The sequence below is a fragment of the Burkholderia sp. COPS genome (genome assembly GCF_019425585.1).
Lineage (GTDB): Bacteria > Pseudomonadota > Gammaproteobacteria > Burkholderiales > Burkholderiaceae > Burkholderia > Burkholderia cepacia.
Genome location: NZ_WIXR01000046.1, coordinates 1 through 22,811, shown reverse-complemented (window position 1 = coordinate 22,811; position 22,811 = coordinate 1). Strand labels below are relative to the sequence as shown.

18 protein-coding genes and 2 pseudogenes are annotated in these 22,811 nt (G+C 68.6%); 10 read left to right on the top strand and 10 right to left on the bottom strand.

Annotated elements, in window-relative coordinates; all coding sequences use genetic code 11:
* Positions 1 to 2: 2 nt before the first annotated feature.
* Positions 3 to 385: pseudogene (locus FOZ70_RS30630) on the bottom strand (DUF1493 family protein).
* 332 nt (positions 386 to 717) lie between these two features.
* On the opposite strand from FOZ70_RS30630, the gene FOZ70_RS30625 reads away from it, so the two are divergent.
* The 4 genes from FOZ70_RS30625 (at position 718) to FOZ70_RS30610 (ending at position 4,185) form a co-directional block, all read left to right on the top strand.
* Positions 718 to 1,053 carry a 50S ribosome-binding protein YggL gene (locus FOZ70_RS30625; protein ID WP_027786829.1) on the top strand — a complete coding sequence of 112 codons (336 nt, stop codon included), beginning with the start codon at positions 718 to 720 and terminating at the stop codon, positions 1,051 to 1,053.
* A 296-nt stretch (positions 1,054 to 1,349) separates the two neighbouring features.
* Complete coding sequence (locus FOZ70_RS30620) at positions 1,350 to 2,312, top strand: PRC-barrel domain-containing protein (RefSeq protein WP_021161090.1); 963 nt, start codon at positions 1,350 to 1,352, stop codon at positions 2,310 to 2,312.
* Complete coding sequence (locus tag FOZ70_RS30615) at positions 2,309 to 3,577, top strand: MFS transporter (RefSeq protein WP_021161089.1); 1,269 nt, start codon at positions 2,309 to 2,311, stop codon at positions 3,575 to 3,577. Before FOZ70_RS30620 ends, FOZ70_RS30615 begins: the two co-directional genes overlap by 4 nt.
* Positions 3,578 to 3,618: 41 nt before the next feature.
* Positions 3,619 to 4,185 (top strand): FUSC family protein, encoded by a 567-nt coding sequence (locus FOZ70_RS30610; RefSeq protein ID WP_021161088.1) that lies wholly within the window; start codon positions 3,619 to 3,621, stop codon positions 4,183 to 4,185.
* A 64-nt stretch (positions 4,186 to 4,249) separates the two neighbouring features.
* On the opposite strand, the gene FOZ70_RS30605 is transcribed toward FOZ70_RS30610, so the two are convergent.
* Together FOZ70_RS30605 and msbA are read right to left on the bottom strand one after the other, a co-directional pair.
* Positions 4,250 to 4,630: an RcnB family protein gene (locus FOZ70_RS30605; RefSeq protein WP_021161087.1), complete on the bottom strand. Its 381-nt coding sequence runs from the start codon at positions 4,628 to 4,630 to the stop codon at positions 4,250 to 4,252.
* 94 nt (positions 4,631 to 4,724) lie between these two features.
* Positions 4,725 to 6,476, bottom strand: coding sequence for a lipid A export permease/ATP-binding protein MsbA (msbA, locus tag FOZ70_RS30600; RefSeq protein WP_034195746.1), 1,752 nt, complete (start codon positions 6,474 to 6,476; stop codon positions 4,725 to 4,727).
* A gap of 245 nt (positions 6,477 to 6,721) precedes the next feature.
* Here msbA and FOZ70_RS30595 point away from each other — a divergent pair, with 245 nt between their 5' ends.
* The 3 genes from FOZ70_RS30595 (at position 6,722) to FOZ70_RS30585 (ending at position 9,857) form a co-directional block, all read left to right on the top strand.
* Positions 6,722 to 7,474 carry a glycosyltransferase family 2 protein gene (locus FOZ70_RS30595; protein ID WP_048020453.1) on the top strand — a complete coding sequence of 251 codons (753 nt, stop codon included), beginning with the start codon at positions 6,722 to 6,724 and terminating at the stop codon, positions 7,472 to 7,474.
* 124 nt (positions 7,475 to 7,598) lie between these two features.
* Positions 7,599 to 8,441, top strand: a complete 843-nt coding sequence (locus FOZ70_RS30590) for a glycosyltransferase (protein ID WP_027786823.1) — start codon at positions 7,599 to 7,601, stop codon at positions 8,439 to 8,441.
* 135 nt (positions 8,442 to 8,576) lie between these two features.
* On the top strand, positions 8,577 to 9,857 hold the full coding sequence (locus FOZ70_RS30585; protein WP_021161082.1) for an O-antigen ligase family protein: 1,281 nt from the start codon (positions 8,577 to 8,579) through the stop codon (positions 9,855 to 9,857).
* A 154-nt stretch (positions 9,858 to 10,011) separates the two neighbouring features.
* Here FOZ70_RS30585 and FOZ70_RS30580 read toward each other — a convergent pair whose 3' ends face one another.
* The 3 genes from FOZ70_RS30580 to dnaE form a co-directional block, all read right to left on the bottom strand.
* A complete protein-coding gene (locus FOZ70_RS30580; RefSeq protein WP_219707473.1) occupies positions 10,012 to 11,190 on the bottom strand; it encodes a glycosyltransferase family 9 protein in 1,179 nt (392 codons plus the stop codon).
* Between the two features lie 266 nt (positions 11,191 to 11,456).
* Positions 11,457 to 12,545 (bottom strand): glycosyltransferase family 9 protein, encoded by a 1,089-nt coding sequence (locus FOZ70_RS30575; RefSeq protein ID WP_175927036.1) that lies wholly within the window; start codon positions 12,543 to 12,545, stop codon positions 11,457 to 11,459.
* A 306-nt stretch (positions 12,546 to 12,851) separates the two neighbouring features.
* Positions 12,852 to 16,385 (bottom strand): DNA polymerase III subunit alpha, encoded by a 3,534-nt coding sequence (gene dnaE / locus FOZ70_RS30570; RefSeq protein ID WP_059486372.1) that lies wholly within the window; start codon positions 16,383 to 16,385, stop codon positions 12,852 to 12,854.
* A gap of 216 nt (positions 16,386 to 16,601) precedes the next feature.
* Between dnaE and FOZ70_RS30565 the strand changes: the two genes are divergently transcribed.
* Together FOZ70_RS30565 and gluQRS are read left to right on the top strand one after the other, a co-directional pair.
* Positions 16,602 to 17,456, top strand: a complete 855-nt coding sequence (locus FOZ70_RS30565) for a sulfurtransferase (protein ID WP_059486370.1) — start codon at positions 16,602 to 16,604, stop codon at positions 17,454 to 17,456.
* Positions 17,457 to 17,478: 22 nt separating this feature from the next.
* On the top strand, positions 17,479 to 18,372 hold the full coding sequence (gene gluQRS / locus FOZ70_RS30560; protein WP_219707472.1) for a tRNA glutamyl-Q(34) synthetase GluQRS: 894 nt from the start codon (positions 17,479 to 17,481) through the stop codon (positions 18,370 to 18,372).
* Between the two features lie 204 nt (positions 18,373 to 18,576).
* Here gluQRS and FOZ70_RS30555 read toward each other — a convergent pair whose 3' ends face one another.
* From FOZ70_RS30555 to purT, 4 genes are all read right to left on the bottom strand, one after another.
* Entirely contained in the window at positions 18,577 to 20,133 is a 1,557-nt protein-coding gene (locus tag FOZ70_RS30555; protein WP_081052679.1) for a DEAD/DEAH box helicase, read from the bottom strand.
* Positions 20,134 to 20,606: 473 nt separating this feature from the next.
* Positions 20,607 to 20,987 (bottom strand): MliC family protein, encoded by a 381-nt coding sequence (locus FOZ70_RS30550; protein ID WP_059710051.1) that lies wholly within the window; start codon positions 20,985 to 20,987, stop codon positions 20,607 to 20,609.
* 81 nt (positions 20,988 to 21,068) lie between these two features.
* Positions 21,069 to 21,254 (bottom strand): DUF6726 family protein, encoded by a 186-nt coding sequence (locus FOZ70_RS30545; RefSeq protein ID WP_021161265.1) that lies wholly within the window; start codon positions 21,252 to 21,254, stop codon positions 21,069 to 21,071.
* 18 nt (positions 21,255 to 21,272) lie between these two features.
* Complete coding sequence (gene purT / locus FOZ70_RS30540) at positions 21,273 to 22,487, bottom strand: formate-dependent phosphoribosylglycinamide formyltransferase (protein WP_219707471.1); 1,215 nt, start codon at positions 22,485 to 22,487, stop codon at positions 21,273 to 21,275.
* 213 nt (positions 22,488 to 22,700) lie between these two features.
* Between purT and FOZ70_RS30535 the strand changes: the two are divergent.
* A pseudogene (locus tag FOZ70_RS30535) lies at positions 22,701 to 22,811 on the top strand (META domain-containing protein); the annotation flags it as partial.

Sequence of the window (22,811 nt, the reverse complement as noted above, 5' to 3'; positions counted from 1 at the left end):
GGTTATTTCGGGTGAGCGGTTGGCGTTGCGGCCCGCTCGATCGCATTGCTGTCCCAACGGTCGAGCCGCATCGCTTCCTCCAGCATGCCGAGCGTCAACGGCACGCGCGGCGGTTGGCGATAACGCTCGGAAAACATCGCGAGAAACGTCGTCACCGTATCCTGTTCCTCCGGGCCGAAATAGCGGCCGCAGGGAAAATCGCCGGCCTGCACGCCAAACGTTTCGGCCCACTTGTCGATGAATTCGATTGCGTCGATTCCGGTCACATACAGATCCTCTTCGAGGCGCGTGACGACGGAGCGATCTTCAGTTCGCCGCCGACCAACGGGCGACCCGGTTCTTCGCGCGTGAACGCCGCCAGCTTTTCCCGCGTATCGGTCGGCATTTCAGAACACCGGAAAAACAGGACGCCCGCCTCGAGATCGATACGTCCAATGAACGAATTGCGATCGTCCGACATGCGACCCGCGTTGTCGTTCGAGTAGCCGCCGACCATAGCAAAGCCGAGGCAGCCCGCCGTCCCTGTATCATTCGGTCATGCGCGCGATGAGCCGCCGGGCCAAGCCGCATCACGAAACGCCCATCGCGTCAATGTTCACGAATGGTTTCACGATCGCCCCCGCGATGACACGCGATCGAGACGGCGCCACGCGTCATCCTTTCGCTGCCGCCGCCGGCCGCACGATCCATTCCCCTCTCATTCACTCACCACACACCATGAGCCAAGGCCACAACCGCCGCCAGCGCAAGAAACTCCACATCGGCGAATTCCAGGAACTCGCGTTCAACGCGACCGCGCACTACCGCAATGAACTGACCGACCTCGAACGCGGCCAGCTGATCGACGCGTTCATCGACTTCGTCGAAGCGAACGGTCTGCTGACCGTCGCGTCGGCGGACGAAGGCATCGGCGCGTACGTGATCTCCGGCGCACCGCGCGGCACGACGACCGACGCCGATCGCGAACTCGTGCGCGGTTGGCTCGCCGCCCGTCCGGAACTGACCGACGTGCAGGTCAGCGAATTCTCCGACGCGTGGTACCCGGAAGCCTGACGCCCGGTTTCCCCCTGCTTTCATGCAGCGCCCGCGCCTACCCGCCATGACGGCGGCAGGCCGGGCCGGCACCCATGCGCACGGCCCCTCGCCCGGCCACCTCCCCGTCGCCCCACGGCGACGCGACCGCCGCCGATCCCTACCTTTTCCCGACAGTCCGCCTCCAGCAAGCCGTCGAAATCGGCCCTGAAAGGAAGACACGTTAAAATCTCCCGTCGCGTGGTGCGCCGCCCGCACCCGCCATCCATCGCCAGCCGCGTGCCCTCGGGCCGCCCCGACCCATGGAGTGAGTGTCAATGAGCGGCGGACTTCCGTTTCCCGCATCCCGCAAGTCGTTGCCGTCGTCGACGGTCTTCCTGATTCTCGCCGCCGCCGCGCTGCTGTCCGGCTGCGGGCTGCTGCCGGTCCAGAATCCGCCCGCGCCGATCAGCGAGGCGCTCGTCGAACCCGTCCAGGAAACCGCTGGCGAACCGCTGACGATGCCGCCCGTGCCGGCGCCGACGCAGCCGGAAGGGCCGGAAGCGCCGAAAAAGCCGCACCGCGAAGTCACGCGGCCCAAGCCCGTGCAGCGCCCCGAATCGCCGACGCCACCGCCGCCACCGCCCGCGCCGATCGTCGCGACGCGCCCGCTCGACCGCACGCAGATCCATGCGCTGCTCGACAGCGAAGTCGCGCGCCGCAACGGCAAGGTGATCGGTCGCGCGGTCGACATGGTGACCGACGCGAGCGGCAAGCCGCGCGAGATGGTCGTCAACCTGCAGGGCTTCATGGGCGTCGGCGACCGCAAGGTCATCTTCCCGTGGAACGTGTTCCGCTTCACGCCGGGCGGCAAACAGGAGCCGATCGTGCTCGACGTGCCGTCGGGCGACCTGCCGCCTGCCGCGCGGCCCAAGGCCGTGCCGCTGTCGGGTTCGGCCGCGGCCTCGCCCGCGACGCGCCTGCCATTGCTCGACAGCGACGTCGAGCGCCCGAACGGCACGAAGATCGGCCGCGTCGTCGACGTGCTGATCGACCGCGCGTCGCAGCCGCAGGCTGTCGTGCTCGACCTCGGCGGGCTCGTCAATACCGACCGCCGTTCGATCGCCGCGAGCTGGGGCGCGCTGCGCTTCGTGACGCGCGACAAGGCGCTGCGTCCGCAGCTCGACCTGAACGACGCACAGATCAAGGCGGCGCCGCCCTACGCGGCCGACAAGCCGATCGTCGCGGTCTACCCGCCCGTTGCCCCGGCACCGGCTTCGTCTGCGAGTACGACCCGATGACGATCAAGCATTCCGTCAGCGTACGCAGTCTCCGGTCCCTCGACTGGCTCAACTTCTTCGTTGCAAACGTTCAAACCGGGTTCGGTCCGTTCATCGCGTCCTACCTCGCGTCGCACAAGTGGACGCAGGGCGAGATCGGCATGGTGCTGTCGATCGGCACGATCAGCGCGATGGTCAGCCAGGTGCCGGGCGGCGCCGCCGTCGACGCGCTGAAGAACAAGAAAGGCGCGGCCGCGTGGGCGATCGCGGCCATCATCCTGTCCGCGGTGCTGCTCGCGTCGAGCCCGACGATCGTGCCGGTGATCGCCGCCGAGGTGTTCCACGGTTTCGCGAGCTGCATGCTCGTGCCGGCGATGGCCGCGATCTCGTTCTCGCTCGTCGGCCGTGCCGACCTCGGCGACCGGCTCGGCCGCAACGCGCGCTGGGCATCGATCGGCAGCGCGGTCGCGGCGGGCCTGATGGGGCTCACCGGCGAATACTTCTCCGCGCGTGCGGTGTTCTGGCTGACCGCCGTGCTGGCGCTGCCCGCGCTGTTCGCACTCGCGATGATCCAGCCGACACACGAAGTGATCCCGCAATCGTCGAAGCCCGACGATCACGGCGACCACGACGAAGCCGGCGAACGCGAGACACTGCTCGAACTGCTGCGCGACCGCCGGATGCTGATCTTCGCGGCGTGCGTCGTGCTGTTCCACCTGTCGAACGCGGCGATGCTGAACCTCGCGGCCGGTGAAGTCACGGCCGGGATGGGCGAGAACGTGCAGCTCGTGATCGCCGCGTGCATCATCGTGCCGCAGGCGATCGTCGCGATGCTGTCGCCGTGGGTCGGCCGCTCCGCGCAGCGCTGGGGGCGCCGGCCGATCCTGCTGCTCGGCTTCTCCGCGCTGCCGGTGCGCGCGCTGTTGTTCGCGGGCGTGAGCAGCCCGTACCTGCTGGTGCCGGTGCAGATGCTCGACGGCATCAGCGCCGCCGTATTCGGCGTGATGCTGCCGCTGATCGCGGCCGACGTCGCGGGCGGCAAGGGCCGCTACAACCTGTGCATCGGGCTGTTCGGGCTCGCGGCCGGGATCGGCGCGACGCTCAGCACCGCGGCTGCCGGCTACGTCGCCGATCATTTCGGGAATGCCGTCAGCTTCTTCGGGCTCGCGGGCGCCGGTGCGCTGGCCGTGCTGCTGGTCTGGCTCGTGATGCCCGAAACGCGCGTCGAGAACGGCGACGCGGCGGCCGACGAACCGGCCGCCGCATCGCCCGAACAGGCGCACTGACGCCCGCGCGCCGCCGCTACCCGCTTCCAGGCCAACGCATGATGGATACGATCAGGACACTCAACGAAGCCCGCCAGCAGATCCAGCAGTCGATCTTCGATCTGTTCAAGGGGCTGTCGTTCAGCGAACGGCTCGCGCAAGGCGGGCTGATGGCGCTGCAGGCCGTGTGCAGCGCGTGCCTCGCCTACGTGATCGGCCGCGCGATGCACACCGAGCAGGCCGTGTGGGCGGCGATCACCGCGATCGCCGTCACGCAGCACAACTACTCGGACACGATGTCGCTGTCGCGCGACCAGTTCGTCGGCGCGATGGTCGGCGGCGTGCTCGGCTTCGCCGGCGCGGCACTCGGCGGCGACCGCCTCGTTGCATATGCGATTACCGTCGCGGTCGTGATCGTCTGCTGCTGGTGCCTGAACGTCGGCAGCGCGGCACGGCTCGGCGGCGTAACCGCGACGATCGTGCTGCTGTTTCCGGGCAACGGCCCGCTGTGGGATGTTCCGCTGATGCGGCTCGGTGAAGTGACGCTCGGCACCGTGTGTGCGCTGGGCGTGTGCTGGGTGATGTCGAGAATCGAGCGCCGCTGGTTCCGCCACGCAGCGGCAAAGTGACGCGGCGGGCCGGCTGCCCGGCGCGCATCGCGGCGTCGCGATACGGGCCGGACGATCGGCCGGGTCAGTCGCCGATCCGCAGCACGATGCCGGAACCGATCTGCACCAGCAGGTGATCCCCGCCGACGCCGACCCATTGATAGCCGCGCGGCGGCGGGCTCAGGTGATAGCCGCGCCAGTCGTCGATCACGTACTGGCGATCGCGGAACTCGGGGGGAAGCCGGTCGCCCTTGTGCCATTCGCGGCGCGGCTGGTCGGCCCAGCGCGGCGGCACGTCGTCGTCATGACGCATCTGGCCGGGCGGCATGTGTTTCGGGCCGTGGCCGTGCTGCATGCCGTGGCCGCCCTGGTCGTGGTGGTTGTCGTGGTCCTGCGCCATCGCGGCCGGTGCGGCGAAACCCGCCGCGATCACCGCGGCCAGCATCATTCCGTGCATCTTCTTCATCGTGCGTTCCCTCCGTGTCGTCACGTCGAACGAAACCACTCGAACTGCCCGATGAAGACTAGCACACGGTATCGCGCGGCTACGTAACCGCGCGTTACGCCGCCTGCTGCTGGTACTGGATCCGGTGCAGGTGCGCGTAGAGGCCGCCGTGGCGCAGCAATTCGTCGTGGCTGCCTTCTTCGACGATCTTGCCGGCCTCGAGCACGAGGATGCGGTCCGCGCGCTCGATCGTCGACAGCCGGTGCGCGATCACGAGCGTCGTGCGGCCTTCCATCAGCCGCTCGAGCGCGGCCTGCACGTGGCGCTCCGATTCCGAGTCGAGCGCCGAGGTCGCTTCGTCGAGAATCAGGATCGGCGCGTCCTTGTAGATCGCACGCGCGATCGCGAGCCGCTGGCGCTGGCCGCCGGACAGCCGCATCCCGTTGCCGCCGACGAGCGTGTCGAGCCCGTCGGGCATCGCGGCGACCGCATCGGCGAGGTTCGCGGCCTCGAGCGCGGCCTGCACGCGCGCGCGGTCGGGCGTCTGCCCGTACGCGACGTTCGCGGCGATCGTGTCGTTGAACAGCACGACGTCCTGGCTGACCATCGCCATCTGGCCGCGCAGCGCGTGGAGGTCGTAGTCGGCCACCGGCACGCCGTCGACCAGGATCGCGCCGTCGGTCGGGTCGAAGAAGCGCGGCAGCAGGTTCACGAGCGTCGTCTTGCCGCTGCCGGACGGGCCCGCGAGCGCAATCATTTCACCCGGCGCGACCTTGAACGAGATGCGGTCGAGCGTCGGCCGCTCGGTCGCGCCGTAGTCGAACGACACGTTGCGGAACTCGATCTCGCCGCGCGCATGCGGCAACAGCCGGCCGCCGCCCTGCGGCTCGGCCGGCTCGTCGATCAGCCCGAAGATCAGCTCGGCGGCCGTCATCCCGCGCTGCAGCGGCTGGTTGACGTCGATCAGGTGCTTGAGCGGCGAGATCACCAGCAGCATCGACGTGACGAACGCGACGAAGCCGCCGACCGTCGTCTGGTCGTTCGACGACTGCACGACCGCGATCGTGATCACGACCGCGAGCGCGATCGACGCGAGGAACTGCGTGAGCGGCTGAGCGAGGCCGCCGGAAACCGTCATGCGCATCGCGTAGCCGCGCAGGCGCTTGCTCATCTGCGTGAAGCGGTCGATCTCGTACGCTTCGCCGTTGTGCACCTTGACGACCTTGTAGCCGCCGACCGTCTCCTCGACGATGTACGACAGCTCATTGGTCAGCGTCTGGTGCTCGCGGTTCAGGCGGCGCAGGCGGCGGTTGATCTTGCTGACGAGCCAGCCGATGCCCGGCAGGATCACCGCGACGATCAGCGTGAGCCGCCAGTTCAGGTAGAACAGGTAGCCGAGCAGGAAGATCACCGTCAGCGAATCGCGCACCAGCGTGACCATCACGCCCGTCAGCACCGACAGGATCTGGTTGACCTCGAACACGATCGCGTTGATCACCGTGCTCGCGGTTTCGCGCTGGAAGAACGACGCGCCGGTATGGATCATCCGCTGGAACATCTCGAGCCGCAGTTGCAGCAGGATGCGGTTCGATACGTAGTTGAGCAGGTAATTCGACGTGTACTGGGACACCCCGCGCACGAGCGCGAGGCCGATCACCGCGATCGGCACGTACCATTTCGCACGGTCGCTGCCGTGCGCGCCGAAGCCGTGGTCGAGGAGCGGCTTGAGCAACGCCGGAATACCGGCCTCGGTGGCCGCGACGACGCCCATCGTCATCACGGCGAGCACCACGATGCCGATCAGCGGCCGGATGTACGGCCACAGCCGCTTGAGGACCGTCACGGGCGAGGTGCCCGTGCCGTCCATCGGTTTGCGAAGAGTGTTCTGGGTTTCCAAGGCAATCCTTCTTGAGCCGCGAAGCGGCGCCCGGGCATGGCCGCCCGGGATGTCGCCCTGTCGGGCGGGTGCCGAAAAGGGCTCAACATTATAGCCGCACCGCCCCGGCGGGCACGGTCATGGCCGACGCGGCGCCGAAGCGGGGCCGAAGCGGCCGGCGGCCGGCCCGCGGGTATACTGCCGCTCACCGTTTTCTCTGCCTTTCCGACGATTTCATGGCTGAACCCTCCCTCGGCGTCGCCCTCATCGCCCTCAATGCGTCCGCGCGGCTTGCGCAGTGCCTTGCCGCGCTGTCGTTCGCCGACGACGTCGTCGTCATCGACGGCGGCAGCACCGACGATACGGTCGCGATCGCGCAGGCGCACGGCGCGCGCGTGATCGTCGAGCGCGACTGGCCGGGCTTCGGCCCGCAGAAGAACCGCGCGCTCGACGCGCTCGACACCGACTGGATCCTGTCCCTCGATACCGACGAAGTCGTCACTCCCGAACTCGCGCAGTCGATCCGCGACACGATCCGCGCACCGAACGCGCAGGTCTATGCGGTCGACCGGCTGTCGAGCTTCTGCGGCCAGTGGATCCATCACAGCGGCTGGTATCCGGACTGGGTGCCGCGCCTGTTCCGGCGCGGCTGCGCGCGCTTCTCGGACGATCTCGTGCACGAGCGCCTCGTGTTCGACGGCGCGGCGCAGCGCCTGTCCGGCAAGCTGATGCACTACTCGTACGAGGATTTCGAAACCGTCGTGCGCAAGCTCGACGCATATTCGACGGCCGGCGCGCGCCAGCGCCGCGCGGCCGGCCAGCGCGGCGGCTTCGGCAAGGCGCTCGCGCGCGGCGCCTGGGCGTTCGTGCGCACCTACGTGCTGCGGCGCGGCTTCCTCGACGGCCGCGCCGGCTTCATGATCGCCGTGTTCAACGCGGAAACCGTGTATTACCGGTTCCTGAAGCTCGGCCACGAACGGGCGCGCTGAGCGCCCGCCCGGCACGCGACCGGCGCGGCGTTACAATGCCGGGCTGCCCGCGCCGCGCGTGCCCGCTCGCCCGACTGGCGGCGCCGCGCGCCGCCCGCCACGACGACCACCGAATCCGACCGCCATGTTCTCCATCATCATTCCGACCTGGAACAACCTGCCGTACCTCAAGCTCGTCGTCGACAGCCTGCGCCGCCACTCCGCGTACGACCACCAGATCATCGTCCACGTGAACGACGGCTCCGACGGCACGCTCGACTGGGTGCGCAGCGAAGGCATCGAACACACCGCGTCGCCGACCAACATCGGCATCTGCCACGCGGTGAACTGGGCCGCCGCACGCGCGACCCGCGACTACGTCGTCTACATGAACGACGACATGTTCTGCTGCCCCGGCTGGGACACGGCGCTCGTGCGCCGCATCGAACAGATGCCGACCGACCTGTTCATGCTGTCGGGCACGATGATCGAGCCGGTCGACACGCGCAACCCGTGCGTCGTGGTCAGCAATTTCGGCCGCGACGCCGAGCATTTCGATGCGGCGGGCCTCGTCGCGGCGGCGCCGAAGCTCGCGCGCGCGGACTGGCTCGGCTCGACCTGGCCGCCGACGCTCGTGCACCGCGACTGGTGGAACCGGATCGGCGGCTACAGCAGCGAACTGTCGCCCGGCATGAGCAGCGACAACGATTTCTCGATGAAATTCTGGGATGCAGGCTGCCGGATCTTCATTGGCGCCGGCGACAGCCTCGTCTACCACTTCCAGCAGAAAAGCACGGGCAAGATCGTCAAGAACGACGGCCGCCGCCAGTTCCTCAACAAATGGGGCATGACCCAGGCGACGTTCGACCGCTACTACCTGCATCGCGGCGAACCGGCCGGCACGCGCGTCGCGCTCGACACGCCGGCCATCGAAGGCCGCCTGAAGCGCGCGCTGCTGCGTTCGCGGATCAAGCGCGCGTTCAGCTGATCGGGCCCCGAAAACAGCGCGGAAACGCCCCCTGCTTCGCGTATACTCTGCGCCGTTCGTCCCGGCTCTCCCGCCGGGGCGCGCGGCGCGCAGCACGATGCCCGCAAGCCGCATTCGTCCATTCGACAGGTTCCGATGCTTTCGTTTTCCGCTCCCGCCACGCGGCGCCTGACCGCCGCCCGCGCCTTCGCCGTTGCCGCGCTCTGCATGGTGCCGGTCTCGACCGCGCTGACCAACGTCTTCTGCGGGCTGTTCGCCGCCGCGCTCGTCATCTCCCCCGAATTCTGGCGTGACCTGCGCTCGTTCGTCACCGACCAGGCTTCGCTCGCGGCACTGCTGATCCTCGCCGCGCTGGCCGTCAGCGTCACTTATACGGTTGCGCCGCACGCCAAGGCGTGGAACTGGGTCGCCAAATACGACAAGCTGCTGCTGCTGCCTTTTGCCGTGCTCGCGTTCCGCCATTCGAACTGGGCGCCGATCGTGCAGCGCTGCTGGTTCGCCACGCTGTGCGTCATCCTGCTGCTGTCGACGACCAACTACCTCGGGCTGACCGCGATCGGGCCCGCGCATGCGACCCAGCTGCCGCTGTCGCGCGCATGGGTGTTCAAGAACCACATCGCAGCCGGCATGTTCGGCGCGCTGCTGTTCTACCAGGCCGCCGATCTCGCGCTGTCGGCGCGCACGACGCTGTCGCGTGTCGCTTGCGCCGCCATCGCCGCGTGGTCGCTGGTGAACGTCTTCGTGATGCTGCAGGGCCGCACCGGGCAAGTGATCGCGCTGCTGCTGATCCTCGTCGTCGCGGTGCGTTTCGTGCTGTTGCTGCGCCGCCGGTCGGCGCTGCGCGCGGGGCTCGTCGCCGGGGTGTTCGTCCTGGCCGGCATCGCGCTGGTGGTCGCGGCTTGCACGGTTCACAACGGCCGGCTCATCAAGGTCGTGTCGGAGGTGCAGCAGTATCGGCAGAGCGATGCGGCGACGTCGACCGGGCTGCGTCTCGAGTGGTACAAGAAGGGCTTCGAACTGTATCGCCAGCGCCCGGTGATCGGCTATGGTGCGGGCGGCCTCGAATCCGAATTCGAGAAACTCACGGCCGGCAAGACGGCCGCCGAAGGCCAGCTGACGTCGAACCCGCACAACGAATACCTGCTGATGTCCGTGCAGCTCGGGACGCTCGGCCTGCTGCTGTTCATCAACCTGATCGTGCAGATCGCACGCGGCAGCCGCGCGCTCGACCCGCGCTCGCGGCATCTGCTGCTCGCCTGGCTCGCGATCTTCGCGATCGGCAGTCTCGCGAATTCGTTGCTGCTCGATTTCGCCGAAGGGCACCTGATCGTGCTGCTGGCCGGTATCCTGCTCGGCTGCGGCGAGCGCGGCGAGGCGCTGCCGCGCGAGACGTCGGCGATCCGGCGCAGCGCGTAACGCTTGACGCGCGGCGGCCTGCGCCGTGCTGCCGACCGACTTCGGCGGCGGCGGCGCCCGCCGTCGAAGCGACCGGGCTGTATGCGTTCAGCGCGGCCCGTCGCGAAGCAGGCTATCCAGAACGACAAAAAGAACGGCGCGCGCCGCCCGCGCGTCAGTCGGAACCGGCGCGATGCAGCCGTGACGTATCGACGGTGACCGCGGCCGGGCCCGGCGGATTCAGCCCCAGCATCTCGGCCGCTGCGGCCTTCACGCGCTGCGCACCGAGATTGACGAGGCAGTCGCTGCGGCTGTCGACCTTGCGCTCGCAGCCCTCGTGCCGGCACGGCACGCAATCGCCCTCCCCCTGCAGCAGCCACACGTTCCCGTGTCGCCCCGAGCCGCGCAGCGGCCACGGATTCTCGGTCGCCGGCCAGTGCTGCGGCCACGGGCCCCAGCGCACCGGGTCGGACGGGCCGAACAGCGCGATCGTGTCGGTGCCGGTCGCGGCCGCGACGTGCGTCGCGCCGGTATCGGGCCCGATGAAAAGCCGCGCGCGCCGGACGAGTTCGGCACTTTCGCCGAACGTCAGGCGTCCGACCAGGTTCAGCACGTCGCCGCCCGCTTCGGCCGCGACCTGCTCCGCATACTCGCGCTCGCTGTCGGCCGGGCCGCCCGACAGCGCGACCGCATAGCCGTGCTCGCGCAGCCAGCCGATCATCTCGACCCAGCCGTCGAGCCGCCACTGCTTGTAACGGAACATCGGATACGGATGCAGGACAACCAGCGGCTTGCCGGCGCGGATCGCGGGCGACTCGGCGAGCCACACGTCGAAACGCGCACGCCGTGCCGGATCGTCGCCGATGCCGGGTGCGACGACCTCGGACACCGGCTCGATGCCGATCACCGGCGCGAGTGCCAGCGTGCTGACGACCGTATGCGCGGATTCGTGATGATTGATCGCGATGCCGTTCAGCATCATCCGCGTGAGCCACGTCACGCGGTTCGGATCGACGAGGCCCACCCGCTTGCGGCCCGCGAACCAGCTGTAGAAGCGCGGCCGGTCGGAGCTCAGGGCCGCGCACGCAAGATCGTAGCGGCGCCACATCGACAGCGCGTCGCGCAACCGCTCGCGGAAGCCCGCGCGCTGCGCGACGACGATCACGCGCCGCACGTCCGGATTGTGCTCGAGCACGCCTTCGGTGCCGCGAAACACCAGCATGTCGATCTGCGCATCCGGCCAGCGGGCCTTCAGCGAACGGACGAGCGGCGTCGTCAGCAGCACGTCGCCGATACGGCGCGGCGCGGCCACGAGGATGGTTCTGGGCGGGCGGGCGGAAGAAAACAGGGCCACGGCGATTCGGGTATCCGGCTGGCTGAACAAGGCTGGCAATGTACAGGATTTTGCAGCAGCCGGCGCGGCCTGGCGAATCGGCCGTGCGGCTGCCCTGATACGGCCCTGCTCATGGGGGGATGCCGCGCAGGCGCACCGCGCGCCGGTGCCGGTGCCGGTGCCGGTGCCGGTGCCGGTGCCGGTGCCAGTGTCGGTGTCGATGCCAATGCCGATGCCGGGCCGGTGCCGCACGCGCGGGGCTTGTGACGCCCGCGGCGCCCGTGGGGTTATGAGGCCGCCAAGATCACCGGCGTCGCGACATCGGCGGCCGGCCGCGGGCAGGCTGCGTCGGCCAGCGGTTCATCGCGATGGGTGGCCTGCGGCAGCAGATGACGCACCGCGCGCTCGACTGCGTCGACACCGATCGCGTCGACGGTCGCGCCGGCGCGCAGGATCACGTGCGGCACACCGAGCGGGTGCCAGCGCAGGTATTTCTCGGGACGATCCTCGAACAACGCGGCGACGGGCACGCCGAGCGCCGACGCGAGGTGCACGGGGGCGCTGTCGGCCGAGACGATCGCATCGAGCAGGCTCGCGGCCGCCACGAGATCGGCGACCGACGAAGGCGCGACATGGCGGGCGTTCACGTCGCGCCACGAGTCGTCCTCGGGCGCGTGACCCACGGCCGGGTCGCGAAACACGATCACATCGACGCTCGGCGCAAGCCGCTCGGCGAGGTCGTGCCAGCGTTCCGCAGGCCAGCGGCGCTCGGCCGCCTTGTTCGTCACGAACAGCCCGACCCGCGGCTTCGTGCGCGCGCCGAGCAGCCGATGCCACGCGTCCTGCAGCGCGCGGTCGGGATGGACCGACAACTCGAGACGGTCGAGATCGGCGCGGCCGAGCTCGGGCACGAGCCGGAAACCCGACAGTGCTTCGTGGCACATCGGCCGCTGCGCGACATGCTCGGGCTTGCGATCGTCGAATTCGGTCTCGGCATCGTGCCAGCGGCAATCCTTCGCGCCGATCTGGCGCGCGAACTGCATGCTGCTGCGATGCATGCCGCCGTTCGGCACGACCACGAGGTCGAACCGCAAGCGGCGCAGGCGACGCACGAGCCGCAACCGGTCGAAGAATGCACGCATCCGCCCGGGACGGTCGTTGCGTTCGCATTGGCGGCTGTACACGTAGGTGTGGATCATGTCCACGTCCGGGTTTCCGGCCAGCGCGGCCGCGTTGTAGCGGTTCGCGACCACATGCAGTTCCGCGCCGGGCCAGCGCTCCTTCAGCGCACCGAGAAACGCCGTCGTGCACAGCATGTCGCCCAAAAAATCGATCCGGATCACGAGGATCCGCTGCGGCGGGTTCCCATTGGCCATGGTCATGTGGTGACTGTCAGTTCATTGTTGTCGCGACGGGCCATTTCCAGGCATTCGGCTCCGGGACGGCCTTGTCGCATGTCGCCGCTCGCCGCACGGATCCGCCCCCGTTCATGCGCGCGATACCGGCGCCACCTGCCGGACGAGCGGCGATCGGCGCCGCGTTCGTGCGGCCAGCGCCGGATTGTATAGCGTCCGGATGGCCAGCCCAAGACCCGCTTGCGTGAACATGCAAAACGGCCCGCCGCACCGCACGATGGCGATGCGGCGGGCCGCGTGGCGCGACAGCCGTCGGCTGAAGCGCGGTCAGTACGTGATTTCGACGACGCTGCCGTCGAACGCCGCACGCAGCTCCGCGAGCAGCACGTCGCTCGGCTTCACGCGCCATGCGTCGCCGAGGCGCATTTCGCCTTGCGCCCGCGCGTTGCTGTAGTGAACCTGCACCGCGAGCCCGTTCGGCAGCGGCGCCTGCGGGCGACGGCCGCCGTCGCGCCCGCCGCCGCGCGGCGCAGGCGCCTCGACCGCAGCCGTGGCCGCGGGATCGTCCTTCGACACGTGCGGCTCGAGCACACGGCGCAGCGCGGCCGCGTCGGCGTTGCCGTTCATCGTCAGCCGCACGGCCTGCGCATAACGGCTGCGCGCGCGTTCGAGATCCATCACCGTGTCGGCCGTGAAGCGGATGCCGCCCGTGAACGCATCGTTGCGCGCCTGCCCCTGCACGATCAGCAGTTCGTCTTCCTTGAACAGCGCCTTGTTCGCCTCGAACTGCTCGTTGAAGATCGTGATCTCGCACTGGCCCGAGCCGTCGTCAAGCAGCGCGATCAGCATCTTGCCGCGCTGGGTCATCTGCGTGCGCAGCGAAGCGATGATGCCGGCCACGAGCTTGTCGCGCCCTTCCTTCAGGTCGCCGACCTTCTGCCGCACGAAGCGGCGCACCTCATCGCGATACGCGTCGAACAGGTGGCCGGACAGGTAGAAGCCGAGCGCGCCCTTTTCTTCCTGCAGGCGGCGCTTGTCGTCCCACGCGGGCTCGTCGACGAGCGCATGCGCGTGCGGCGATTCGGCGCCCATGTCGAACAGGCCGGCCTGCATCGCGTTCGCCTCGGCCTGGTCGGCCGCTTCCATCGCCAGCGGCACCGACGCGATCAGCTGGGCACGGTTCGGATTCAGCGAATCGAATGCGCCGGCGCGGATCAGCGCCTCGACCGTGCGGCGGTTGACGACGCGCCGGTCGATCCGCTCGCAGAAGTCGAACAGGTCGGTGAATGCCTTTTCCTCGCGGGCGCGCAGGATTTCCTCGATCGCGTTCTGGCCGCTGCCCTTCACGGCGCCGAGGCCGTAGCGGATCGTGCGCGAGCGCTTGCCGTCGGCTTCCGCGACCGGCTCGAAGCGGTAATGCGACTGGTTGATGTCGGGCGGCAGCACGGCGAGGTTGTTCACGATGCAATCGTCGAACAGGATCTTCACCTTGTCGGTGTCGTCCATCGCGAGCGTCATGTTGGCCGCCATGAATTCGGCCGGATGGTGCGCCTTCAGCCACGCGGTGTGATACGCGAGCAGTGCGTAGGCAGCCGCGTGCGACTTGTTGAAGCCGTAGCCCGCGAACTTCTCCATCAAGTCGAAGATCTCGTCGGACTTCTCGCGCGTGAGGCCGTTCTTCGCCGCACCCTCGGCGAAGATCTCGCGATGCTTGGCCATCTCCTCGGGCTTCTTCTTGCCCATCGCGCGACGCAGCAAGTCCGCGCCGCCGAGCGAGTAGCCGCCGATGATCTGCGCCATCTGCATCACCTGCTCCTGATAGACCATGATGCCGTAGGTCTCTTTCAGGACGGGTTCGACGCGCGGATCCGGATAGTCGACCTTCTCGCGGCCGTGCTTCCGTGCGCAGAAGCTCGGGATCAGGTCCATCGGGCCCGGACGGTACAACGACACGAGCGCGATGATGTCCTCGAAACGGTCGGGCTGCGCATCCTTCAGCATGCCCTGCATCCCGCGGCTTTCCAGCTGGAACACGGCGACCGTGTTGGCCTTCTTCAGGATCTGGAACGAGGCGGGATCGTCGAGCGGCACCTGCGCGAGCGACCAGTCGGCCTTCGACGGATCGAGGCGGCGGATGTAGCGCTCGGCCCAGTCGAGGATCGTCAGCGTCGTGAGACCCAGAAAGTCGAACTTCACGAGGCCGACGGCTTCGACGTCGTCCTTGTCGTACTGGCTGACCACGCCGCCGTCGTCGCCCTGCGTGTACAGCGGGCAGAAATCGGTCAGCTTGCCGGGCGCGATCAGCACGCCGCCCGCGTGCATCCCGACGTTACGCGTGAGGCCCTCGACGCGCTGCGCGAGGTCGAGCAGCTGGTGCACTTCGTCCTCGTGGTCGTAGCGCTCCTGAAGCTGCGGCTCCTCCTTCATCGCGTCGGCGATCGTCACGTGCTTGCCCGGCTTGAACGGGATCAGCTTCGCGATACCGTCGGTGAACATGTAGCCGAGGTCGAGCACGCGGCCGATGTCGCGCACGGCCGCCTTCGCGGCCATGGTGCCGAAGGTGGCGATCTGCGACACGGCATCCGCGCCGTATTTTTCCTTCACGTACTGGATCACGCGATCGCGGCCGTGCTGGCAGAAGTCGATGTCGAAGTCGGGCATCGACACGCGTTCCGGGTTCAGGAAACGCTCGAACAGCAGGTTGTAGCGCAGCGGGTCGAGATCGGTAATGCCGAGCGCGTACGCGACCAGCGAACCGGCGCCCGAGCCGCGGCCCGGGCCGACCGGCACGCCGTTGTTCTTCGCCCAGTTGATGAAGTCCGCGACGATCAGGAAGTAGCCGGGAAAGCCCATCTTCGTGATGGTCCCGCACTCGAATTCGAGGCGCTTGTAGTACGTGTCGCGCTGCGCGTCGCGTTCGGCTTCGGCCGGATACAGCTGTGCGAGACGCGTCTCGAGCCCTTCCTTCGACAGCTGGACGAGGTAGTCGTCGAGCGACATGCCGTCCGGCGTCGGGAACAGCGGCAGCTTCGGCTTGCCGAGCTCGAGCTTCAGGTTGCAGCGCTTCGCGATCTCGACCGTGTTCGCGATCGCCGACGGCAGGTCGGCGAACAGCGCGACCATGTCGTCCTGCGTGCGGAAATACTGGTCGGTCGTGAAACGCTTCTGGCGCCGCGGATTCGCGAGGATGTCCCCTTCCGAGATACACACGCGCGCTTCGTGCGCGGTGAAATCGTCGTCGGTCATGAACTGCGTCGGGTGCGTCGCGACGACCGGCAGCTTCAGCGCCGCGGCGAGCGTCGCGGCCTGCTGGATGTACGCCTCGGCGCCCGGCTGGCCGTAACGCTGCAGCTCGATGTAGAAGCCGCCGGGGAACACCTTCGCCCAGCGCTCGGCGTGACGGCGCGCGGCTTCTTCGTTGCCCGCGGCAAACGCGAGCCCGATATCGCCCTGTTGCGCGCCCGACAGCGCGAGGAGCCCCTGCGCGAGCTCGCCGTCGAGCCAGCTCGCGTCGAGTTCCGCACGGCCGCGGTACTGGTTCGTGAGCCACGCCTTCGACAGCAGCTCGCAGAGATTCAGGTAGCCGACCTTGTCCTTGACGAGCAGCAGCAGCCGCGACGGCTTGTCGCGGTCGTCGGGATTGGCGATCCAGACGTCGCAGCCGGCGATCGGCTTGATGCCCTTGCCGCGGGCTTCCTGGTAGAAACGGACGAGGCCGAATGCGTTGCCGAGATCGGTGAGCGCGAGCGCGCCCTGACCGTCCGCGGCCGCCGCCTTGACGATGTCGTCAATGCGCACGATGCCGTCGGCAATCGAGAATTCGGAGTGAACGCGAAGATGGACGAAGCGGGGATCTGACATGGGCGCTATTGTAGCCGCCCCGCCGCGCAGGCTGCCCAAAAAATGCCCGCTTTGGCCGTTCGGCCGATACGCGCGGCGACGCGTCGCGCGGTTGGCCGACCAGCCGGGTACCGATGCCCGCGCCGTTTGCGGGATAATACGGTTTTTCGAATCAACGCCCCGGCTTCGCACCCTTTTTTGCGGGCCGCCGTGCGGCCGTTTTCCCGTCGGACCATCATGACCATCGTCAACCTCGCCGCCTACCACTTCGTGTCGCTCGACGCGACCGAGCAATGGCGCCCGCTCGTCACCGCCCGCTGCAACGAACTCGGCCTGCGCGGCACGATCCTGCTCGCGCCGGAAGGCATCAACCTGTTCATCGCCGGCACGCGTGACGCCACCGACGCATTCATCGCGTACATCCGCCACGATCCGCTGTTCGAGGGCAAGTTCGCGTCGCTGCAGTTCAAGGAAAGCCTGTCCGATTCGCAGCCGTTCCGCCGGATGCTCGTGCGCCTGAAGCGCGAGATCATCACGATGAAGAAACCGGCGATCAAGCCGGAACTCGGCCGCGCGCCGTTCGTCGACGCACGCACGCTGAAGACGTGGCTCGACCGCGGCCACGACGACACGGGCCGCCCGGTCGTGATGCTCGACACGCGCAATGCATTCGAAGTTGACGTCGGCACGTTCGACGACGCACTCGACTACCGGATCGACAAGTTCAGCGAATTCCCTGAAGTGATCGACGCGAACCGCGCCGACCTCGAAGGCAAGACGGTCGTGTCGTTCTGCACGGGCGGCATCCGCTGCGAGAAGGCCGCGATCCACATGAAGGAAATCGGCATCGAGAACGTGTACCAGCTCGAAGGCGGGATCCTGAAATACTTCGAGGAAGTCGGCGGCGCGCACTATCACGGCGACTGCTTCGTGTTCGATTACCGCACCGCGCTGAACCCGCAACTCCAGCCCACCGGGAACGTCACGTGCTTCGCGTGCCGCGCGGTCGTCACGCCGGAAGCGCAACAGTCGCCGAGCTACGTGCCCGGCCAGTCGTGCCCGGCCTGCGCACCGGCAGCCAGCGCAGCCTGACCGCGCGCCGCCCCGCGCCCCGATGAGCGGCTATCGCGGCCGTTTCGCGCCGTCGCCCACCGGCCCGCTGCACTTCGGCTCGCTGGTCGGCGCGCTCGCGAGCTGGCTCGACGCGCGCGCGCATGGCGGTGCATGGCTCGTGCGCATCGAGGATCTCGACGGCCCGCGCACGGTACCCGGCGCGGCCGACGATATCCTCGCGACGCTCGCGCATTTCGGCATGACGCCCGACGAGCCGCCCGTCTGGCAAAGTACGCGGGACGCGGCCTATACGGCCGCGCTCGAACGGCTCGTCTCGGCCGGGCTCGTCTATCCGTGCGGCTGCACGCGCAAGGAAATCGCCGACTCGCTGCGCGCCGCGCACGAGCGCCACACGACGCTCGCCTATCCGGGCACCTGTCGCACCGGCCTGCACGGCAAGCCCGCGCGCGCATGGCGGCTGCGCGTGCCGGACGGCACCGCCGCGATCGTCACGTTCGACGATCGCTGGCAGCACACGCAAACGCAGAACCTCGCGACCGAAGTCGGCGATTTCGTGCTGAAACGCGCGGACGGGCAATGGGCGTATCAGCTCGCGGTCGTCGTCGACGATGCCGATGCAGGCATCACGCACGTCGTGCGGGGCGCCGACCTGCTCGACTCGACCGCGCGCCAGATCTACCTGCAGCAGTGCCTCGGCGTGCCGACCCCGCGATACCTGCACGTGCCCGTCGTGGTCGACGCGAACGGCGAAAAGCTCAGCAAGCAGACGGGCGCGACCGCGCTCGAACGCGACGATCCGCTGCCGGCACTGCAGGCTGCGGCCGCGCATCTGGGCCTCGCGCCGGCCGGCGCGCTCGCAGCCACGACTCTCGATGCGTTCTACGCAGCCGCAACGGCCGCGTGGGCGACGCGCTTCGGGCCGCAGGCCGGGTGACGCGCGGTTTCGCGCTGGTTTCGTGCCGGTTTCGCACCGATCCCGCGGCTGCCGGATGCCGCTTGCATCGCTCGCCGCCGGCGCCAAGCGCCCTCTTCCGCTCCTCCATCGAACCGCGCCCCCAATGAAAAACGGGCACATGCTCATCGCATGCACCCGCTTTTCCCGCAGCGCTCGCGCGCCGCGCCGTCGTGTCCGCCAGGCTTACGCCGACGGCTTGCGCGGCATCCCGAACCCGCCGAGCAGCGCGGCGACCTGACGCTTCGGCCCCTTCTTCTCGGGCTGCTGCGCAGGCTGCGCGTCGTCCCGCTGCTTCGCGGGCGCCGACGGCTCGTACGGCTTCAGGAAGAAATCGTCGACCGGCGCTTCGTGGCGACGGTGATGACCGCGCTCGGAGCCGCCCGGGCGGCGTCCCGACGCACCACGATGTTCGTCGCGTTCGCGACGGCCGCCCCGTTCGCCGCCGCGCTCGCTGTTGCGATCGCCGCCGCGGTCGTTGCCGCGCTCGTCGTGACGATGGCGCGCCGGCTTGTCGAGCGTGAGCGTCTGCATCTCGAGTGGACGCTTGATCAGCTTCTCGATATCGGCAAGCTGCTTGCGCTCGTTCGGGCTGCACAGCGACAGCGCGTCGCCCGTCGCACCCGCGCGGCCGGTACGGCCGATCCGGTGCACGTAGTCTTCCGCGCTGAACGGCAGGTCGAAGTTGATCACGGCGGGCAGTTCGGCGATGTCGAGGCCGCGCGCGGCCACGTCGGTCGCGACCAGCGCCTCGATCTCGCCGCGCTTGAACGCATCGAGTGCCTGCATCCGCTCGATCTGCGTCTTGTCGCCGTGGATCGCCGACGCGACCACGCCGTCGCGCTCGAGATTGCGCGCCAGCCGGCTCGCGCCGATCTTGCTGTTGCAGAACACGATCACCTGCTTGAGCCCGCGATCGCGCAACAACTGCACGACGGCCGCCTGCTTGTCGCCTTCGGCGACGTCGTAGACGATCTGCGTGACGTTCGCGTTCGTCGAATTGCTGCGCGCGACTTCGATCGTCTGCGGGTTGCGCAGGTACGTCGACGCGAGCTTCTTGATTTCCGGCGAGAAGGTGGCCGAGAACAGCAGCGTCTGACGTTCCTTCGGCAGCAGGTTCAGGATGCGCTGCAGATCGGGCAGGAAGCCCATGTCGAGCATCCGGTCGGCTTCGTCGAGCACGAGGATCTGCACCTGGCCGAGATTCGCCGTCTTTTGTTGCACGTGGTCGAGCAGGCGGCCCGGCGTCGCGATCAGGATCTCGACGCCGCGGCGCAGTTCGGCCATCTGCGGGTTCATGTCGACGCCGCCGAACACGACCGCGCTGCGCAGCGGCGTGTGCTTCGCATACGCGTGCACGTTCGCGGCGACCTGGTCGGCGAGTTCGCGGGTCGGCGTGAGGATCAGCGCGCGCACCGGGTGGCGCGCCGGTGACGCGCTCGTGTTGGCCTGCGGCAGCAGCCGCTGGATGATCGGCAGCGAGAAACTCGCGGTCTTGCCGGTACCCGTTTGCGCGGCGCCCATGACGTCGCGGCCGGCGAGCACGACCGGAATGGCCTGCGCCTGGATCGGCGTCGGCGTCGTATAACCCTGCTCCGCAATGGCTTTCAGGATATCGGCGGCAAGGCCGAATTGATCGAAGGTTGCGTCGACGGGCTTGGCGACAGAATCGGACATGGTGGCGTTTCGCTCAAAAGGCGCGGCGGGGACATCGTGCGTCAGGCCAGCCGGGCCTGCGCTCATCACAATTCGGAATTAGACGGAGCCGCGGCGCGCCGCGCGGCGCCGCTCTGGCGCTTGGGACCGGTTCAATATGAACGCTGGACGCCAGGCCGTGCGGACTCCGTTCGGCGCGAATGCCGGCGGAAAGGGGCGTATTGTAGCACTGCGCAGCCATCTGTCCGTGACAACGCCGCGAACGGCCCCGCCGACCGTGCGCGCGGCGGGCCCGGGCAGGCCCGTGCGGTCGACGAATGCCCCGTTCGGGCTATCCCGATCGGTCGACGGATAATTTCAGGGGTCAGGTTCCGGATCGTCTTGCCGGATCGTCTTGCCGGATCGTCTTGCCGGATCGTCTTGCCGGATCGTCTTGCCGGATCGTCTTGCCGGATCGTCGTGCTGGATCGCCCGCCGCCGACCCGCGCGGCAGGCAGTCACGCCAGGGAGCCTGACGCCGGCCGCCACCGCCAGGCACGATCCGCGTTCCCGCCCGTCGCTCAGCCCTTCTTCTTTTTCTTCTCGACCTGAACGCAGTCGCCCAGCAGCGGCGGCGCATTCTGGTCGGCGATCTCGTCGCGCAGCGTCGCTTCCTTGCCCTTCGTCCACCACGTATAGCGGCCGGCCTGATAGCGCGCGCCGGACGCCGACACCGTGTCGACGAACAGCATCTGCTTCCCGTTGACCGGCACGAGCGCGAAGCTCTGGCCGTTGCCCGCGAGCCAGTACGACACGCGCACGGGCTGTTTCTGGTTCGCACACTGGTAGACGGCGAACTGGCGCGCATCGGCGTCGATCTCTTCGACGGTCAGTTGCGCGGCATGCGCGACGGAAACGGCGGTGCCGGCGAGCGCAAGCGCGGCGAGCGTTTGGCGAATCATGCAGGTCCTCTCACGAGACGGGTGGAAACGCGCCCTCGCGGGGCGCGCAATGATTGTTGGCGATCGCGTCGTGTAGCTTGATCAGGGATCGATGACGTCGGCACACGCGTCGGTCGGCGCGGCCGCGAGATGGCCGACGAGCGGCACGATCTTGAGCCCGGCCGAGGCCACCCGGCACGGTGCGGCCGCGACGCCGCAACCCGCGAGACTCGCGACCAGCGCCAGTGCGGCGCCCAGCTTTACGATACGCAGCCAGCTTGGCGTCATCGTCCTCTCCTGGTTACGTCAGCGCGCCGACACGGGCCGGACGGCCGCGGCGGCACGCTTCGCGCGTTCGCGAGCTTCGTCGACGGTCGCGCCGGTCGCCAGCGCGACGCCCATGCGCCGCTTCGCAAAACTCTCCGGCTTGCCGAACAGCCGCAGGTCGGCGCCCTGCACCGCGAGCGCGTCGCGCACGCCTTCGAACGCGATGCCGCGCTCGTCGAGCCCGCCGTAGATCACGGCCGACGCGGCCGGCGAACCGAGCGCCGGATCGACCGGCAGCCCGAGAATCGCGCGCGCATGCAGCTCGAACTCCGACTGGCGCTGCGACGCGAGCGTGACGAGGCCCGTATCGTGCGGCCGCGGGCTCACCTCGGAGAACCACACGTCGTCGCCGCGCACGAACAGCTCGACGCCGAACAGGCCGCGCCCACCGAGTGCCTCGGTGACCTTGTGCGCGATCTCGCGCGACTTCTCGAGCGCCGCCGCGCTCATCGGCTGCGGCTGCCACGACTCGACGTAGTCGCCCGCCACCTGCACGTGGCCGACCGGCTCGCAGAAATAGGTGCGCGTGGCGTCCGTCGCCGGATCGATCGCGCGCACGGTGAGCTGCGTGATCTCGTAGTCGAAATCGATGAAGCCTTCGACGATCACGCGGCCGTGGTTCACGCGCCCGCCCGCCATCGCGTAGTCCCACGCCGGCTTCACGTCGGCTTCGGTCTTCACGACCGACTGCCCCTTGCCCGACGACGACATCACGGGTTTCACGACGCACGGCATGCCGATCTTCGCGACGGCCGCGCTGAACGCTTCGAACGAATCCGCGAACGCATAAGGGGACGTCGGCAGGCCGAGCTCCTCGGCCGCGAGCCGGCGGATCCCTTCGCGGTTCATCGTGAGCTGCGTCGCGCGCGCGGTCGGGATCACCTCGGCAAGACCGGCCGCCTCGATCGCCGCGAGCGCGTCGGTCGCGATCGCCTCGATCTCGGGCACGATCAGGTGCGGGCGTTCGGCCTCGACGATCGCGCGCAGCGCGGCGGCGTCGGTCATGTCGATCACGTGTGCGCGATGCGCGACCTGATGGCCGGGTGCGTCCGGATAGCGGTCGACCGCGATGACTTCGACACCGAGACGCTGCAACGCAATGATGACTTCCTTGCCGAGCTCGCCGGCGCCGAGCAGCATGACGCGCGTGGCCGAGGATGAGAGCGGCGTACCGAGCCGCTGACCGATCTGCATGTGATTACCCGCTTCTGGTGGAGGACGAAAACGGCTCCGATGTTAACACGCGCCACGACACCGGTTTGGCGCGTTTCGCCGTGCCGCCGACCCGCCTCGGGCCGCTCGCGAGCGGGCTGCGAACGTTTTCACGCGCGAAGTGTCGGCTCGCCTGCCGCGGGGCGGGTGCGTTACTCTTACGCCTTGATCAGAATCCGATGAGGAACGAGGCTCATGTCCCACCTGTCCGCAGCCGCACGCGCACGCACCGGCCTGCTTCGCCCGTTGCGCGCGCCGCTCTGCGCGTTGACGCTTGCCACGCTTCTCGCCGCCTGCGCGATGCCG

Excerpts from the sequence above, each read along its gene's own strand:
- FOZ70_RS30625 (WP_027786829.1), top strand. The coding sequence starts at position 718 with ATGAGCCAAGGCCACAACCGCCGCCAGCGCAAGAAACTCCACATCGGC.
- FOZ70_RS30620 (WP_021161090.1), top strand. The coding sequence starts at position 1,350 with ATGAGCGGCGGACTTCCGTTTCCCGCATCCCGCAAGTCGTTGCCGTCG.
- FOZ70_RS30615 (WP_021161089.1), top strand. The coding sequence starts at position 2,309 with ATGACGATCAAGCATTCCGTCAGCGTACGCAGTCTCCGGTCCCTCGAC.
- FOZ70_RS30610 (WP_021161088.1), top strand. The coding sequence starts at position 3,619 with ATGGATACGATCAGGACACTCAACGAAGCCCGCCAGCAGATCCAGCAG.
- FOZ70_RS30605 (WP_021161087.1), bottom strand. The coding sequence starts at position 4,630 with ATGAAGAAGATGCACGGAATGATGCTGGCCGCGGTGATCGCGGCGGGT.
- msbA (WP_034195746.1), bottom strand. The coding sequence starts at position 6,476 with ATGGACGGCACGGGCACCTCGCCCGTGACGGTCCTCAAGCGGCTGTGG.
- FOZ70_RS30595 (WP_048020453.1), top strand. The coding sequence starts at position 6,722 with ATGGCTGAACCCTCCCTCGGCGTCGCCCTCATCGCCCTCAATGCGTCC.
- FOZ70_RS30590 (WP_027786823.1), top strand. The coding sequence starts at position 7,599 with ATGTTCTCCATCATCATTCCGACCTGGAACAACCTGCCGTACCTCAAG.
- FOZ70_RS30585 (WP_021161082.1), top strand. The coding sequence starts at position 8,577 with ATGCTTTCGTTTTCCGCTCCCGCCACGCGGCGCCTGACCGCCGCCCGC.
- FOZ70_RS30575 (WP_175927036.1), bottom strand. The coding sequence starts at position 12,545 with ATGGCCAATGGGAACCCGCCGCAGCGGATCCTCGTGATCCGGATCGAT.
- dnaE (WP_059486372.1), bottom strand. The coding sequence starts at position 16,385 with ATGTCAGATCCCCGCTTCGTCCATCTTCGCGTTCACTCCGAATTCTCG.
- FOZ70_RS30565 (WP_059486370.1), top strand. The coding sequence starts at position 16,602 with ATGACCATCGTCAACCTCGCCGCCTACCACTTCGTGTCGCTCGACGCG.
- gluQRS (WP_219707472.1), top strand. The coding sequence starts at position 17,479 with ATGAGCGGCTATCGCGGCCGTTTCGCGCCGTCGCCCACCGGCCCGCTG.
- FOZ70_RS30555 (WP_081052679.1), bottom strand. The coding sequence starts at position 20,133 with ATGAGCGCAGGCCCGGCTGGCCTGACGCACGATGTCCCCGCCGCGCCT.
- FOZ70_RS30550 (WP_059710051.1), bottom strand. The coding sequence starts at position 20,987 with ATGATTCGCCAAACGCTCGCCGCGCTTGCGCTCGCCGGCACCGCCGTT.
- FOZ70_RS30545 (WP_021161265.1), bottom strand. The coding sequence starts at position 21,254 with ATGACGCCAAGCTGGCTGCGTATCGTAAAGCTGGGCGCCGCACTGGCG.
- purT (WP_219707471.1), bottom strand. The coding sequence starts at position 22,487 with ATGCAGATCGGTCAGCGGCTCGGTACGCCGCTCTCATCCTCGGCCACG.